The organism is Xenorhabdus lircayensis (genome assembly GCF_016306625.1).
In the GTDB taxonomy this organism is placed as follows: Bacteria; Pseudomonadota; Gammaproteobacteria; order Enterobacterales; family Enterobacteriaceae; genus Xenorhabdus; species Xenorhabdus lircayensis.
On the sequence record NZ_JACOII010000026.1, the window covers coordinates 1 to 15,583 of the forward strand.

Consider the following 15,583-nt stretch of genomic DNA (forward strand, 5'->3'; position numbering starts at 1 on the left):
TAATGGCTCTTTTCGTCAATGTAATTATTCGGTTATAGCTCACCAATCCGGGAAAATCAGTGGTAAGGAATGGTTGCACGTGTTCTGCATAAAAGGCTTTGAAATGACGATAATGGCTCATGTGAAATAAAATCAGGATGGTCATCACTTCACTGAGGGACAAGGAGGTTGTGCGATGACGTTTAAGCAGATTGTTTTCGATAATCTGTTGTTCCCAAATCGGAATAAATTTTTGGCAAAAATCATCGACACAGCAATAAAGTTCTTCTAAAGTCATCATAGCCTGAGGATCCCCACGATTTTGTTTTCTAAGCAAAAACTTTGATCGTGCCTCAGGCACTTAGTTCCTTTTTTTCTTTTCTTCCTTATCCAGAGTTCAGGTTAACCATCAAGTGTAATTTGAAACCGTAAAACCCTCCCATCGAGTTCTTCCCTCGCTGCGCCACCTCCTTAAACACTTTATGGCGAGGAATACGGATGTTAGGGCACACGTGCAAACTTGTGGAATCAATAAAAGCAATTCCCGTGGGTTTTCCTTTTAATTGAGTCAGATAACTGCACAGTGGAACTAAAACGGAAGGGGCGACACTGACAAAGCGGGTATAACTGAGCAAGGTTGGAAAATCGTGATGATGATATGTCCAAATATGCTCCAGATAAAAATGTTTAAAATCACGGTAATGCGACATGTGAAAGAGGATCAGGATGGTCATAATTTCGCTGGGATACATGTGACCTTGTCTGCGGCGCAGACGATGCCCCTTAGTGAGACAAAACTGAGCCCATTGAGGAATGAAAAAACGACAAAAGTCATCGACATCGCAGAAAATTTCAATTAGTTTGTTCATTGCCTGTTCCTTTTTAGAGCATTTTTTGGTGTGCACTAAAACTTTGCTCTTGGAACAGGCACTTCGCCAGTTCTTTATCCAGAATTCGGGTTATATACCTAATGTGTTAGTATTCATGATAAGTGAAATCGAAATAAACGAAATAGATAGGTGGTAAATTATTTTTAATCATCTATTTCAATAGATTATGTACTTTTTATTCTGTTTAATGGAGATTTTCCTTACGTTAATTCGTAAGGATAATTATGAGTAATTGAGTGGCGGTAATATTTTATCGCCACGGCTTGCAGTGAATTATCGCCGTTCAGGTAGGACACAATCGCCTGTCTCCTCTGGCTTAGAAATCGGTTAAGCGCACCAGATATCCCTACAAAACACAGTTGCGCTTAAATTATAGATAGACTAATCTATCTAAAAAACTCACCACTCACTTAAGTGTTCATCAGTCAGTAAGGACGATAAATGGCAAGAAACCTACTCTCCCTTCTTGGCTTTAGTTTTTCTATGTTCATTTTTAATACAAATGCCCAGTTACCCCAAGAGCAGATGCGTGTCTCAACCACAACGATGCAGGCAGTTCCCTACGTTCCTACCATTGAAATTTTGGGATCTGTCGTTGCAAGGAATGAGATTGTGATAAGCCCAACGCTTACCCAACATATCATTACTGATGTTTTAGTCGAAGAAGGCGACTATGTAAAACAAGGCGAAGTTTTAGCAACGCTTGAAACACCCATTCAAGATGAAAAAGTCAAAAGGGCCAAGGCAGAACTGGAAAAAGCACTGGCGTTGATAAAACAGAATGAAGCGATGAATAATCAGGCCCAGTCTGAGCTTCAACGGGCAAAACCGCTGATCAATACGGGGGTTATTTCTGTTAGTGAATTTGGAAAATACAAAATGGAGGCAAATTCATCATTATCTGCCTTAAATGCAGCAAAAGCAGAATATAGGCAGTTACAGGCCCAACTACAAGAGGAAAAGACCCAACGGGCAAAAACTACGATACTCGCCCCCAAAGAAGGGGTTATCAGTGAACGCGTCGCCATGAGCGGTATGATTACTGATGATAATTACCTGTTTAAATTGATTGAAAACAATCAATATGAATTCTCAGCCGAAGCCTATATTTCTAATTTAAAACAGGTACAGGTGGGTTCATCTGCGGTTATTTCTCTTACTGAGAGAGATAAAATAACCGGCAATGTGAGATATGTATCACCGAAAATTGATCCTATTACCCAAATAGGAAAAATAAGAATCGCCCTTGAAAATTCGCCCAAAGATATCAAGCTGGGTGACTTCGGCTATGCCCTCTTTCAATTAAAACCCGAAAAAATCAATGCCATTCCTTATAGTGCCGCCACAATAACTGATAAAAATAAAGCGTATGTCTTTGTTGTCGGTAAAAACAATGTTGTCGAGAAAAAGCAAATTACCACCGGGCGTGTTTTTGATAACTGGATTGAAATAAAGTCAGGATTATCATCAAAAGATAAAGTCATTGTTTCCGCATCGCCATTCCTACAGGAAATGGATACTGTTTCTATGACATCACAGGAAAAATAAGATGAAATTCCAATTATCAGAATGGGCGATTAGAAAGCCAATTCCCACGATTGTTATTTTTCTGGCTCTCACTGTGGCAGGGCTATTTTCCTTCTTTAAATTACCCATCAATGCCAACCCAGTGATTAACTTTCCTGTGGTGACTGTCACTGTCACGCAAGATGGTTCATCCCCCTCTGAATTGGAAAATGCGGTTACACAACCTATCGAGCGCGCCGTTTCTGGATTACCCGGAATTCGGCATATTAACTCAACAATAACCGATGGCGTATCTATCACGATTGTTGAATTTAATTTAAAAGTTGACCCTAACGTTGCCATTAGTGATATTCGTGAGCAGATTACCCAGATTCGTGCGGAACTACCCCAGACAATAGATGAACCCATGATAAACCGCATTGATGTCGAAGGTGGGGCGATTCTGAATTATGCCGTTCAGTCAAAAGATAAAGATTTGACCGAATTATCGTGGTTTGTGGATGACACGTTAAGTAAAAAGTTATTGATGGTGCCGGGTGTCCAGAAAATAGCGCGATTAGGTGGCACAAGTCGGGAAATTTTGATTGAGCCGGATCCGGTAAAACTGGCTGCTTTAAAGATTAGCGTGGCGGATATTAACCAGTTATTACTTCAGAATAATGTCAATATCCCTGGCGGAAAAATGACGGTTGCCGGGCAAAGCCACACGATACGTATATTAGGTGCCAAGAATGAAGTGGATTATCTGCGCCAATTAAAACTTCCTTTAGAAAAAAATAATTGGGTCACTTTGGGGAATATTGCCACCGTCAGTGACTCACATAAAGAAACAATCACTATTGCCCGTTTGAATAGTAAACCAGTGATTGGTTTCGCTGTATTTCGGGCTAAAGGTTCCAGTGATACTGTAGTAGAAAAAGGCGTTACACAAACATTGAACGATATTGAGAAAGAGTATCCTAATATCGATATCAAATTGGTCACATCAAACGTGAAATACACAGTATCAGGTTATAACTTGACCATGCAGACCCTCATCGAGGGCGCAATATTGACCGTCATTGTGGTATTTTTCTTCCTGAAAAGCTGGCGTGCGACACTGATTGCCGCAGTTGCCTTACCATTATCTATATTGCCGACCTTTATTATTCTGCATATATTTGATTACACGTTAAATAGCATTACGTTACTGGCATTAACATTGGTTATCGGCATCTTGGTTGATGATGCGATAGTCGAAATAGAGAATATAGAAAAATATATTGAACGAGGTGAAAGACCTTATATTGCAGCCATCAAGGCTTCAAATGCCATCGGGTTTGCCATCATTGCCATTACTATCACGATTGTTGCAGTTTTTCTTCCCGTCAGTTTTGTTGGTGGCTTCGTAGGTAAATATTTTGTCCCGTTTGGCATTACCGTATCCGCCGCCGTATTATCTTCATTGTTGGTTGCCAGATTAGTCACGCCTCTGATGTCCGCTTATCTGTTGCTGCCAAAAAAACATATAAAAGTGGATGAAACTGAAACCCCCAAATGGATCCAGAAATATATATCCATTCTGGATAAGACATTAAAATTTCGCAAAACTGCCTTAGCTCTCGCTGTTGTCTTTCTTTTTGGTTCATTGGGTCTGGTTGATCTATTGCCATCCGGCTTTTTGCCTAAATCGGATGTCAGCATCGCCAAAATAGAAGTTGAAACCCCACCCGGAACACAGGCAACACGAAGTGATGAAATTTTGCAGAAGATTATTAAGAAGCTGCAAGATCGCCCAGAAGTTGTCGATATCTTTTCTGTTGCCGGCGTTGAGGGTTCATCCGGCACTATCAGTCAAAATAAAAGCAATATTCTTATCAATTTAGTCCCCATCGATGAACGTAAAGTGTCACAAAAAGAATTTGAGCAATCATTGACGCCTGTTTTGAATGAAATTCCAGATATTCGATATAACTTTGGCAATAGTGAAGGGAATCGTGACGTTTCGATTGTTCTCGCCAGTGATAATCCCAAAATTTTGTCTCAGACAACAAAACAGTTACGTCGAGAGATGATGAAGTTGAATGGATTGAAAAATATCCAGATTTCACAACCATTACCAAGACGGGAAATTATCATCACGCCGAATATAGCCGAAGCTGCCAGAGCGGGGGTAACAACAGACGCTATTGGGTCGGTGATCAAAACAGCAACAATTGGTGAGATTAATGCCAATGTCTCTAAATTCAATTTATCAGACAGGCAAATTCCGATTCGCGTCTTATTATCCAAAGAAAGCAGAGATAATCTGACCGTATTAAACGACCTCTATGTCAACAGTACATCTGGCACCAATGTGCAGGTCAGATCTGTCGCCGGTGTCTCTTTTGCTTCAGGCCCTGACAAAATAGAACGGATATCCAGACAACGTAAGGCAATAATTGAAGCCGATCTTGATGGTATTGCAATTGGAACAGCATTAGATCAAATCAATGAATTGCCATCATTGAAAAACTTGCCACCAGAAGTCAAAAGAATCGTGTATGGCGATGTTGAATACATGAATGAAATGTTTGACCGTTTCTCCACCACCATGATATTGAGTGTTCTGATGGTACTGGCCATTCTGATTGTTCTGTTTAAAGACTTTTTACAACCATTGACAATTTTAATTGCCCTGCCCTTTGCTATTGGTGGTGCTATCATCGCTCTGCTTCTCTATAATGCCGCAATTGATATGCCTGTTATTATCGGCATATTAATGTTGATGGGGATCGTCACCAAAAACTCTATCTTGCTGGTTGAATTTATTCTCGAAAGAGCTCGTTCTGGTATGTCACGGAATGAAGCGATTATTCAGGCCGGCAGAGAACGTGTCAGGCCGATTATCATGACAACGATTGCCATGATTGCGGGAATGGTTCCTCTCGTCATAACCAGTGGAGCAGATGCCAGTTTCCGGGCTCCCATGGCCATTGCAGTTATTGGCGGGCTACTCAGTTCAACGTTACTAAGTTTGCTGTTTGTCCCCGTTGTTTACAGTTATATGGATGATTTTAAAAATTTTATTACTCCATATCTTAAAAAATTGTCATCAGTAACGAAAGACGACCTCAATTTTCACTGACAGATTATTTTATGTCCGGCATAAATAGATGCCGGACATAAATCATAAATAGATTTTTCCCAGCGGTTGAATCAGAAAAATAAATACTTATAACGTTTTTATATTATAAAAATTAATTAATTTAATTTTATATCCAAAATTTTGGAGGAAGATAAAGTGAAAAAACAGACAGAAAAACAGCGAGCCAAGCGCAAGCATATTCTTGATGCTGCCATTTCCTGTTTTATAGAAAAAGGGTTCCATGCGACGTCAACGGCAGAAATCTGCAAGGCAGCAAGTATGAGTCCCGGAAACCTGTTTCACTATTACCCAACCAAAAATGCCATTATTGAAGCTATCGCAGAAGAAGACAGTCATGACTATGATGACATTTTGTCTGACTGTAATGATGAAAGCTCGGTCATCACAACATCGGCTATCGTAACAATAGAAAACATGATGTCCGCTTTGATCCATCTATATAATGAACCCGGCTATGCACGCCTTAGTATCGAAATTATTGCTGAAGCCAGCCGCAATCCCGCCATTAATAAAATATTTATCGAAAACGAAAAAAAAGTCAGGGAACGTTTAGCGTTATTAATTCACACAGGCATTGAAAACGGTGAGATTGATCAACAGATTAATGCAGAACAAGCGGCATCTTGGTTAATGGCCACCATCGACGGCGCGGTAGGAAGAAAAGGAATGGAGGTAGACTTTGATTGCGTTGAGAATCTTGATTTTCTTACCTATATGATACGAAAAACGTTTGCACCGTAAACGTGGATTCCAACAATCTCTCCCATCAACCAGTAGCGACGCGCGTCTAGCTAAGGTATTATTGCCCGCTATATTATTGGTACACGCCCTTTATCAATTGAATTTATGGCAAAAGAACAAACTGATCGCACCACGCTGGATTTGTTCGCAGATGAACGCAGGCCAGGGCGACCTAAAACAAACCCACTGTCCAGGGATGAACAGCTTAGGATCAATAAACGCAACCAGTTGCGAAGAGATAAAGTCAAGGGACTGCGTCGAGTGGAACTCAAACTCAATGAAGATGCCGTCGATGCACTGAATCATCTGGCAAAGCAGCGCAATATCAGTCGCAGTGAACTGATTGAACAAATGTTGTTAGCCCAACTGGTAGAAAAAAATCACCTTGCCGATTAACGGCTTTTACTCAACAGCAATGAAGCGGCATTACCACACAAATCTGACAGACTTGTCACTGATGTTTGGTCAAAATAACGCTTTTCATGTTACTAAAACTGACATTTTTCCTGCTGATTTCAGCGTGATGTGTATAGCCTTAATACACATATAAAATAAGAGGTTAACCCATTTTATGGCAATAATAGGTATATTCTTCGGCAGCGATACAGGCAACACAGAGAACATCGCCAAAATGCTCCAAAAAAAATTGGGTGGTGCTGATGTTGCTGAAGTCCACGATATTGCCAAAAGTAGCAAAGAAGACATTGAATCCTTTGATATCCTGCTACTTGGCATCCCAACTTGGTATTACGGCGAAGCTCAGTGTGATTGGGATGATTTCTTCCCTACACTGGAAGAGATCAACTTCGAAGGTAAACTGGTTGCTCTGTTCGGCTGTGGTGATCAGGAAGATTATGCAGAGTACTTCTGTGATGCTATGGGCACCATTCGCGACATTATTGAACCTCATGGCGCGATTATCGTAGGCCACTGGCCAACCGAAGGGTATCACTTTGAAGCCTCTAAAGGTATGGCCGATGATAACCACTTTATCGGCCTCGCTATCGATGAAGATCGTCAACCAGAATTGACGGATGAGCGCGTTGAAGCTTGGGTACAACAGATCAAAACCGAGATGAGCCTGTCAGAAATTCTGGGTGCATAAGGATAAAGTTCCCTTTCACGCAGGATTATTCTTGCATAATGTGTCATGATATCGGGGCTGGCATGGTTTTCATTTTGAATATCCATGCCTATAATCATCAACGTGAAACAGAATCATGATTCCCTCACGATACCCCAAGTATCATAAGTTCACTTAACTCAAGTTACAGGACTGAATCCGCATGACCGACAACAATAAAGCATTGAAAAATGCTGGACTTAAAGTAACACTTCCACGATTGAAAATTCTGGAAGTGTTACAGGACCCAGAATGCCATCATGTCAGTGCGGAAGATCTCTACAAAAAACTGATTGATATCGGTGAAGAGATTGGCCTCGCCACTGTCTATCGCGTGCTGAACCAGTTCGATGATGCCGGCATTGTCACACGCCACAATTTTGAAGGCGGTAAATCGGTTTTTGAACTCACTCAGCAACATCACCATGACCATCTGATTTGCCTCGACTGCGGTAAAGTCATTGAATTCAGTGACGAATTCATTGAAGAGCGTCAGAGGAATATCGCTGAACGTTATGGGATTAAACTCTCAAACCACAGCCTCTATTTATATGGTCACTGCACTGTTGGTGATTGTCGCAAAGATAGCTTGCTTCATGATGAAAAAGCATGATAGGTAAGAAGTAATTAAAATCATCCAATTTGGATATCTGATTTAGTCTGAATAAGCTACTGCCGATTAGTTTTGCACTAATCGGCAGGTTGCTTTAAACGTTAAAATTTAACTTCATTTATCCGGCTAAAACGCTTCCCATCGGTACTGGCAGAGCGAATTTTCACATTACCGCTAACATGAGGCCGCTGTCTGTCATCATAAATCTGCCATGTTTTACCATTATCCAGTGAATACTGGATAATAACTCCCGGCAAGGCAATATTGGCTTCGAATGTTTCAGAAACAATTCTGCCACCCGGTACTGGCAAACGATATGAAACTTTGGCCTTATCCAGTTTAGCTAGTTCACGCTGCCCCATCAGATTGGCAAAACGCTCCCAATCATGGCTAAGTGCATCCGTATCGACATAATGCGTTATTCCACCTTTATATTCCCTGCCCTGCTGATAATTTTGTTCCCAATCAGCTTGGTGCCATGCTCGTTCCGCCAATGGTAGTAAACGCGGGTAGATCATATATTCCATTTGGTCATCGGTACGCACAGTTTCACTCCATGATTGACCCGACATTCCATAAGCCCCCGGCCAGCGTTTATTGCTGTGGGTATTGAAGCGATTACCATCACGATCCACCGAAGTTTCGGCGTTTTGTGGCATGTTGTTCGGGGCAAAACTGAAAATTTTAGCCTCATCATTAAACCGAGTTGCCCAATAGTAGCCCCGCTCTTTCGGGCCCACTTCATACGGCATATCGAGGTAGACATAATCAGGACTGGAGACAACAACTCGATAACCCTTATTCGCCCAGTCATTCACGGAATCATAACCTCCCCAATAGAGGGTATCCCAGAAGTTCACCGCAACATGTTTAGTAGCAAAGTCTTCTGCTGATTTGGCATGTTTCAAACCATCCTGCCAAGCCTGCATCGTATCGATACCGTGGGTATTGACGATCTTACTGACCTCAATGGCAAAGTAACTGGAAAGTTCATCAACATCTTTAATGACACCTTGCGCTATCATCTTCTGGCAAACCTGAGATTTAGCCCAAGGCTTGTTTTCGATTTTCTGATTGATAATCCCCTTGCCCGGCACAATTGGCTCGTCTTTATCCTGATATCCTGCACCCAAACGGATATTCTTCGCCTCATCGCCCCCAAAATGCCACGTATTCAACGGTAGCCCGGCTTCCTTGTGCATGGAAACAATTTCACCAATAACTTTGTCAATAAACCGCTTGGAGGAATCCATGCACGGATTAAGGTAACTTCGGTGATCGTAGAACTGCACGGAGGTTGTATTTGAGGTATCTGTCGGATCAAGCAAGCGATATTCATTAGCTTCCTGCTCTTTTCCCTGATCCATTAGTTTCTTATAACGCGCTTCCATCGACACAACTGCAGCATGAGCATGAGCAGGAACATCGATTTCTGGGATCACTTCTATCTGACGAGCTTTGGCATAGTTTAAAATATCAATGTAATCCTGACGGCTAAAATAACCACTGCCCATATTATTGTTATTCGGCCCTGATCCCAGTTGTGGCAACAAGCATTGAGTCTCACTCAAGTCATGGCAACGTTGACTGCCAATTTCTGTCAGTTCCGGTAAACCGGGAATTTCCAGACGCCAGCCTTCATCATCACTCAAATGGAAATGGAATTTGTTCAGCTTATAGTTGGACATTTGATCGAGCAGACGCAGAACAGCCTCTTTGCTATGAAAATTCCGCCCAACATCGAGGAACACACCACGATATTCAAATCTCGGTGCATCTTTTGCCGTCAATGTAGCAATCTTCGGTATGCCGTTGGAGGAAAGTAAGGAGAATAGTGATTGCAGACCGTAAAATACGCCAGATTGATCAAAAGCGACAATTTGTGCTCCTTTGGTGGTAATCTCCAACGAATACGCCCCCTTGACTCGCCAATGACCCGTGAATTTATTTGCATTGACCTGAGTCGCGATCATATAGCCGCTATCCATTAATTCGATATTATGGGCTTTGAAACGTTCCATGATCACCTTAATAGATGCGTCGCTCAATCCTCCCAGTGCCAATTTGACTCCACGGGATAAATCGACATCCTGTGAATGAATGGATAATTCTTTCGGTGTCGGAATAATCTGCCCGCGCAGTTTATCCTCGCTGATTTTTGCCACCTGCTGATTTTTAACAAAGCGATTTTCAGGTGTCATCAAGATATTGTTATCCGTCGTAGTGCGTTTCCATTGCTCACCTTCCAGATCAGATAAAAATTCACTGATATTTTCAGTATCAGTATTCACCAATATCTTAGGCGTAGCATCGCCGGAAGTGGCATACCAGCGAGGCATAAAGTCCGTGCTGTAAATCTGCCAGTATTCCCCAATAATCGGTAAAACGATCTTTTCATTAGCCTTGATGCCCGTGAATTTCTCTGTCGGTTCCAGTTTATGCAAATCACCCGTAATATGGGTGATTTTGTATTGGTCATTATCGAGTTTCAGAATTTGGCGAATGCTGTGAAAATAGATCGCCCAATCAGAAGAGTCGATCACCTGACTGGCATTGCTCAAAATGATATTGACTCGATTACAGACAGCCGAATCCGCACCAAGAATGGCGCAATTTGTGCCATGTGATCCAGCCTGATTATCAATGACTTTGAAATTGACTTTTAACTGGCTCAGTGAATCCACTACCTGTTGTGGTGACATCAGCGGTGACATCAGTGGTGACATTGTTGATGTCATTTCTGCATGGGCATTGCCCATAAATCCAACTGCCGTAATGACTGCTGCCAAGGTACGTAATTTAACGATTTTCATAAATTACCTCGTCCGAATTTATTATTCTTTTCACTGGGCAAATAATATACAAATCTGACTAGGCAATAACCCTATACAATATGTGACTATAAGGCAATTTTTAATCTTAGCTGGAGGAGTTAATTTTCATTACAATGCTATTAAGCATAAAAAAAGCGTGAAAATAATCACGCTTTTTAGTGTATGAGCTAGATAACTTAGGCTACATTAGCCCTGTGAGATTTTTGCCCAAGTATCACGCAGCCCAACCGTACGGTTAAAGACCAGGTGTTCAGCACCTGAGAGACGGCTATCAGCACAAAAATAACCTTCACGCTCAAACTGATAGGTTTTTTCTGGCAGTGCATTTGCCAACCCTGGCTCCACAAACCCTTTACGAACCACCAATGATTCCGGGTTGATAGTAGACAGGAAGTCATCTTCTGCCCCTGGGTTTGCTACGCTGAACAGACGGTCATACAGGTAGAATTCCGCTGGTACGCCATGTGCAGCACTTACCCAGTGAATGACGCCCTTGACCTTGCGACCATCGGCCGGATCTTTGTTCAGGGTCTGTTCGTCGTACTGACAATAAATCGTAGTGATATTGCCTTCCGCATCTTTCTCAACACGCTCTGCCTGAATCACATACGCATTACGCAGACGCACTTCTTTACCCAGCACCAAACGCTTATATTGACGGTTGGCTTCTTCGCGGAAATCTGCACGGTCAATGTAAAGTTCACGGCTGAACGGTACTTCACGGCTACCCATTTCTGGCTTGTTTGGATGGTTAGGCATCGTCAGGATGACTTCACCTTCCGGCATGTTCTCAATTACCAGTTTCACCGGATCAAGAACTGCCATCGCACGCGGTGCATTTTCATTCAGATCATCACGGATACAGGATTCCAATGCGGCCATTTCAACGTTGTTATCCTGTTTGGTCACACCAATGCGACGACAGAATTCACGGATAGAACCCGAAGTATAACCACGACGACGTAAACCAGAGAGAGTTGGCATACGTGGATCATCCCAACCATCAACGATGTTTTCTGTCACCAGCTGGTTAAGCTTACGCTTCGACATCACGGCATATTCCAGATTCAGACGAGAAAATTCGTACTGACGCGGATGGCAATCAATCGTAATGTTATCCAATACCCAGTCATACAAACGACGGTTATCTTGGAATTCCAGCGTACAGATGGAATGAGTGATCCCTTCCAGCGCATCGGAAATACAGTGAGTAAAATCGTACATCGGATAGATGCACCATTTATTGCCTGATTGATGATGCTCTGCAAATTTGATGCGGTAGATTACCGGATCACGCATGACAATGAATGGAGATGCCATATCAATTTTGGCACGCAGACACGCCTTGCCTTCAGCAAATTCACCAGCACGCATTTTTTCAAACAGGGCAAGGTTTTCTTCTACGCTACGCTCACGATATGGGCTGTTTTTACCAGGCTCTTTCAAAGTCCCGCGATATTCACGGATTTCTTCAGCATTCAACTCATCCACATACGCCAGGCCTTTGTTGATCAGCTCAATGGCATATTGATACAGAGTATCGAAATAGTCAGAAGAATAGCGAATATCCCCACTCCACTGGAAACCTAGCCACTGTACGTCAGTTTTGATCGACTCAACATACTCAATATCTTCTTTGACTGGGTTTGTATCGTCAAAACGTAGGTTGCATTGTCCTTGATAGTCTTGAGCGATGCCGAAATTCAGGCAGATCGACTTGGCATGGCCGATATGCAGATAACCGTTGGGTTCAGGCGGGAAACGGGTATGTACGGATATATGTTTACCAGTTGCCAAATCTCCGTCAATAATCTGACGAATAAAGTTTGTCGGGCGGGCATCTGCCTCACTCATCGTTTTTTTCCTCAATGCAAAAAGCGCGTTAACATAACTCCCTATAATCTAATAAGCTGAACCGAGAAACAATACTTTGCTAGTGGGAAATGCTGGAATGGGTAAAGTTAGTGCGGAAAAGCGGGAAGCTGAAGCGCTTCCCGCTACAAAATCAACCAATTCGATGCCCCCTTCTCCACCTGTCGTAAAATGTTTTGACTGGCAAAAACTAAAGGTTCCAATATCCCCAATTGTACCGACTGATTTTCCTTTATCTTTCTTTATAGGAAAGGCCTTATCTATGTCGATGTAGTCGGTAATCTTTGTTTATACGTTTATACGCCAAGATACGCTCTTCAATTTGTTTGTTGCTCATTCAGCTCAATACACGAGAAACAGCAAAATATTGAGTTAATCTAAGCTGGTTAGAAACATTCGGCCTATTTCCATGAGGTAATGAGCTATGAAAAATAAAGTATTCCCCTGCCTGCAATGGGATTGACTCTATTTTCATTCCTGCCGTATCAGGGAATCGGCTATTGCAACCTTCAGGTTGTTCTGCTAACCATTTATCAATCACTTTATGAAAACTAGGTACGTACTGAAATCCATCAGAAGTGTCGTTATCATCTATCAAGCTTAATAAACCTTGTATGTTGGTTTCTAATGGCCACGTTGATATATTAATATCTCAATGGATAAATGTTTCATATTTCCAGTTATCTGTTACAAGTGGTTTTATATTAACCCGATCGATACTCACCAAAAAACATTATATAACATATTATTATGAAAAATATCCAAAATTAACTTTCTTACCGTAATTTTGTAAGTTTTAACCTATCTAATAGTTTAGAAAACACTATTTAGTCCATATATAACCAAACCCCGCATGCAATTTAATTATTTATATATAAACAAAATCAATAATAACACTAATTAAATCAGAGTTTAAAATATCAATGCATTCATACCAGATAGACTAAAAATAAATTAACTTAATCTAAATGAAATTAAACTAAAAAATTTAAAAAATAAATCACACACTGAACAATTCAAATAAAGTCATCTATGGCATTATTTAATATAAAAATTATTATATATCTGAAAAGTAACATATGAGAGCATTTAAAATAAAGCAATAACAAAATAAAATACAGTATTAATATATAATATTATTTAATTTCACTGGTTACATAAGTATACCTTAGAGACATCGACTACTAAGATACATAATTAATAGTATTGATGAGTTGATTTAAAATAAAAGATCATTATCGCTATTAATCTGTTTTAACTTCAGAAAACAAGTGAATTGACGCTTGATTTTTATACCTTTCAGCAGATCCGCGTAACTGGGAATTTCGCCTTTGCTATTGTTACCACCTCAATACCCAAAGAATCACGTATATATTAATAGAGAATGAAAATGAATAGTCTATCATCAAGCAATAAAAAAATGACTATAGCAATAGTCATTAATAAAAAATACATATCAAATAATTATACAGATGGATTTAAAGTAGGAGCTACGTCATTCACATTAAAAATGGCCGATTATTTTATGAAAAAACAGTTGTTTGCTGGATTTATTCTTTATAAAAGAGACGAGTCACTGTTGGTTCCTAGAATCACTCGATTAGAAAAAAATGGCATAAAATATATAAATATGTTTTTTAATTTTTCAATGAATCCAGAAGATATCAGGGACGCCTTAGATAAATGTGTATCATTTCTTTCCAAAGACAATGCCCAAAAATCGAATGTTTTTGCTTATTATCAAACAGATACTCTTCTTACCTATCATCCAACAAGTATACCATGTGGTGTAACACATCATGGGCCTTTTGTGGAAGATTTTCAGAAAAATTATTCACAAGAAGAATCTTATCAAGCATTTGAAAACAAAAATAAAGCAATTCATCTTTATAAACAACAAGCCATAGGTATTAAAACTTTAGTTGACAGAGAATATTTTGTTATACAGCACTCCAAGCTACAAGGTAATTATCTAATGAGCAAAGGCGTTCACCAAGAAAAAATAAAACAGGTAAACCCACCTATGTTCCTCAGCGAAAATTATGAATACAGATTACTAAATCAAAATACCAATGATTTTATAAAAACAAATAAAGATGAAATTCTGTTATTCACAGCCGTTGCTAGATTAGATTATTTTAAAAATATCGAATTATTAATTAATTCCTCTCTTCGTTTATTAGAAGCAGGTGTTCCAGTAAAAACATTGATTTTGGGTGATGAGGAAAAATATAATATTAGAAGAGAAATATTACAATCTATGATCCCTATACAATATAGGAAGTATTTTTTGATCTCACATAAGCTACCGCAAGTAGAGTTATTAAGTATATTTAATGTAATAAAGAAAAGAGCTGTTTTTGTATGTTCATCTCGTTATGAAACTTTAGGTATTACCCCTTTAGAAGCGGGATTAAATGGTGTCTACACAATTGTTCCAAATCTAAATATCGTGGAAGCCTCAACTTATTTCTCTTCGAAATATAAGTATGAATACAACATAATATCACTTACAGAAAAAATCACATCCATATATGCACAAAAATCATTTATATCCAATGAGCAGCAACAACATCTCAATTCTTTACTATCAAGAAATATCTTTGAAGAGAGCATAAGTAAGATTTATGATGAAATTTCAATTAGTTGTATCTTTAATCCAAACTTCATCGCTAAACATGCTTTATAATAACATAAATAAATAATTACTAATAATGAGCACAATAAGGTGCTCATCTCAATTTACTTCAAAAAAAATACGTTAATACACTAAAAAACAACATTAAATATCAAAAAAAACATTTGTAAGAAATTAAACGCTGTAAATTTACATATAACATTTTAATTCAATCGGATAAAAATAGTTTATTTTATATT

At 39.8% G+C, this 15,583-nt stretch carries 11 protein-coding genes and 2 pseudogenes; 7 read left to right on the forward strand and 6 right to left on the reverse strand.

What is annotated here, in order from left to right:
• Both H8A87_RS06285 and H8A87_RS06290 read right to left on the reverse strand, forming a co-directional pair.
• Nucleotides 1-280: pseudogene (locus H8A87_RS06285) on the reverse strand (IS982 family transposase); the annotation flags it as partial.
• Between the two features lie 100 nt (nt 281-380).
• Nucleotides 381-848: pseudogene (locus H8A87_RS06290) on the reverse strand (transposase); the annotation flags it as partial.
• 462 nt (nt 849-1,310) lie between these two features.
• Between H8A87_RS06290 and H8A87_RS06295 the strand changes: the two are divergent.
• From H8A87_RS06295 to fur, 6 genes are all read left to right on the forward strand, one after another.
• Nucleotides 1,311-2,417 carry an efflux RND transporter periplasmic adaptor subunit gene (locus tag H8A87_RS06295; protein WP_198689136.1) on the forward strand — a complete coding sequence of 369 codons (1,107 nt, stop codon included), beginning with the start codon at nt 1,311-1,313 and terminating at the stop codon, nt 2,415-2,417.
• A 1-nt stretch (nt 2,418) separates the two neighbouring features.
• The gene (locus H8A87_RS06300; RefSeq protein ID WP_198689137.1) at nt 2,419-5,502 is read left to right on the forward strand and encodes an efflux RND transporter permease subunit; all 3,084 of its coding nucleotides are present in this window, start codon (nt 2,419-2,421) and stop codon (nt 5,500-5,502) included.
• Nucleotides 5,503-5,658: 156 nt separating this feature from the next.
• Complete coding sequence (locus H8A87_RS06305) at nt 5,659-6,264, forward strand: TetR/AcrR family transcriptional regulator (RefSeq protein ID WP_198689138.1); 606 nt, start codon at nt 5,659-5,661, stop codon at nt 6,262-6,264.
• 105 nt (nt 6,265-6,369) lie between these two features.
• Nucleotides 6,370-6,660 carry a LexA regulated protein gene (gene ybfE, locus H8A87_RS06310; protein WP_198689139.1) on the forward strand — a complete coding sequence of 97 codons (291 nt, stop codon included), beginning with the start codon at nt 6,370-6,372 and terminating at the stop codon, nt 6,658-6,660.
• 175 nt (nt 6,661-6,835) lie between these two features.
• Nucleotides 6,836-7,369 (forward strand): flavodoxin FldA, encoded by a 534-nt coding sequence (fldA, locus tag H8A87_RS06315; protein ID WP_198689140.1) that lies wholly within the window; start codon nt 6,836-6,838, stop codon nt 7,367-7,369.
• A 181-nt stretch (nt 7,370-7,550) separates the two neighbouring features.
• On the forward strand, nt 7,551-8,000 hold the full coding sequence (fur, locus tag H8A87_RS06320) for a ferric iron uptake transcriptional regulator (protein WP_198689141.1): 450 nt from the start codon (nt 7,551-7,553) through the stop codon (nt 7,998-8,000).
• A 101-nt stretch (nt 8,001-8,101) separates the two neighbouring features.
• Here fur and H8A87_RS06325 read toward each other — a convergent pair whose 3' ends face one another.
• The 4 genes from H8A87_RS06325 to H8A87_RS06340 all read right to left on the reverse strand — a co-directional run bounded on the left by H8A87_RS06325 (nt 8,102) and on the right by H8A87_RS06340 (nt 13,355).
• On the reverse strand, nt 8,102-10,813 hold the full coding sequence (locus tag H8A87_RS06325; RefSeq protein WP_198689142.1) for a beta-N-acetylhexosaminidase: 2,712 nt from the start codon (nt 10,811-10,813) through the stop codon (nt 8,102-8,104).
• Between the two features lie 207 nt (nt 10,814-11,020).
• Nucleotides 11,021-12,688, reverse strand: a complete 1,668-nt coding sequence (gene glnS / locus H8A87_RS06330; RefSeq protein ID WP_198689143.1) for a glutamine--tRNA ligase — start codon at nt 12,686-12,688, stop codon at nt 11,021-11,023.
• Between the two features lie 48 nt (nt 12,689-12,736).
• The gene (locus H8A87_RS19820; protein ID WP_332460341.1) at nt 12,737-12,988 is read right to left on the reverse strand and encodes a DegT/DnrJ/EryC1/StrS family aminotransferase; all 252 of its coding nucleotides are present in this window, start codon (nt 12,986-12,988) and stop codon (nt 12,737-12,739) included.
• A 55-nt stretch (nt 12,989-13,043) separates the two neighbouring features.
• Nucleotides 13,044-13,355, reverse strand: coding sequence for a phytanoyl-CoA dioxygenase family protein (locus H8A87_RS06340; protein ID WP_332460342.1), 312 nt, complete (start codon nt 13,353-13,355; stop codon nt 13,044-13,046).
• 741 nt (nt 13,356-14,096) lie between these two features.
• On the opposite strand from H8A87_RS06340, the gene H8A87_RS06345 reads away from it, so the two are divergent.
• On the forward strand, nt 14,097-15,395 hold the full coding sequence (locus H8A87_RS06345; protein WP_198689145.1) for a glycosyltransferase: 1,299 nt from the start codon (nt 14,097-14,099) through the stop codon (nt 15,393-15,395).
• The last annotated feature ends 188 nt before the right edge of the window (nt 15,396-15,583 follow it).

Bases quoted from the DNA above. Each gene is read 5' to 3' on its own strand.
- H8A87_RS06295 (WP_198689136.1), top strand. From the start codon at position 1,311: ATGGCAAGAAACCTACTCTCCCTTCTTGGCTTTAGTTTTTCTATGTTC.
- H8A87_RS06300 (WP_198689137.1), top strand. From the start codon at position 2,419: ATGAAATTCCAATTATCAGAATGGGCGATTAGAAAGCCAATTCCCACG.
- ybfE (WP_198689139.1), top strand. From the start codon at position 6,370: ATGGCAAAAGAACAAACTGATCGCACCACGCTGGATTTGTTCGCAGAT.
- fldA (WP_198689140.1), top strand. From the start codon at position 6,836: ATGGCAATAATAGGTATATTCTTCGGCAGCGATACAGGCAACACAGAG.
- fur (WP_198689141.1), top strand. From the start codon at position 7,551: ATGACCGACAACAATAAAGCATTGAAAAATGCTGGACTTAAAGTAACA.
- H8A87_RS06325 (WP_198689142.1), bottom strand. From the start codon at position 10,813: ATGAAAATCGTTAAATTACGTACCTTGGCAGCAGTCATTACGGCAGTT.
- glnS (WP_198689143.1), bottom strand. From the start codon at position 12,688: ATGAGTGAGGCAGATGCCCGCCCGACAAACTTTATTCGTCAGATTATT.
- H8A87_RS06345 (WP_198689145.1), top strand. From the start codon at position 14,097: ATGAATAGTCTATCATCAAGCAATAAAAAAATGACTATAGCAATAGTC.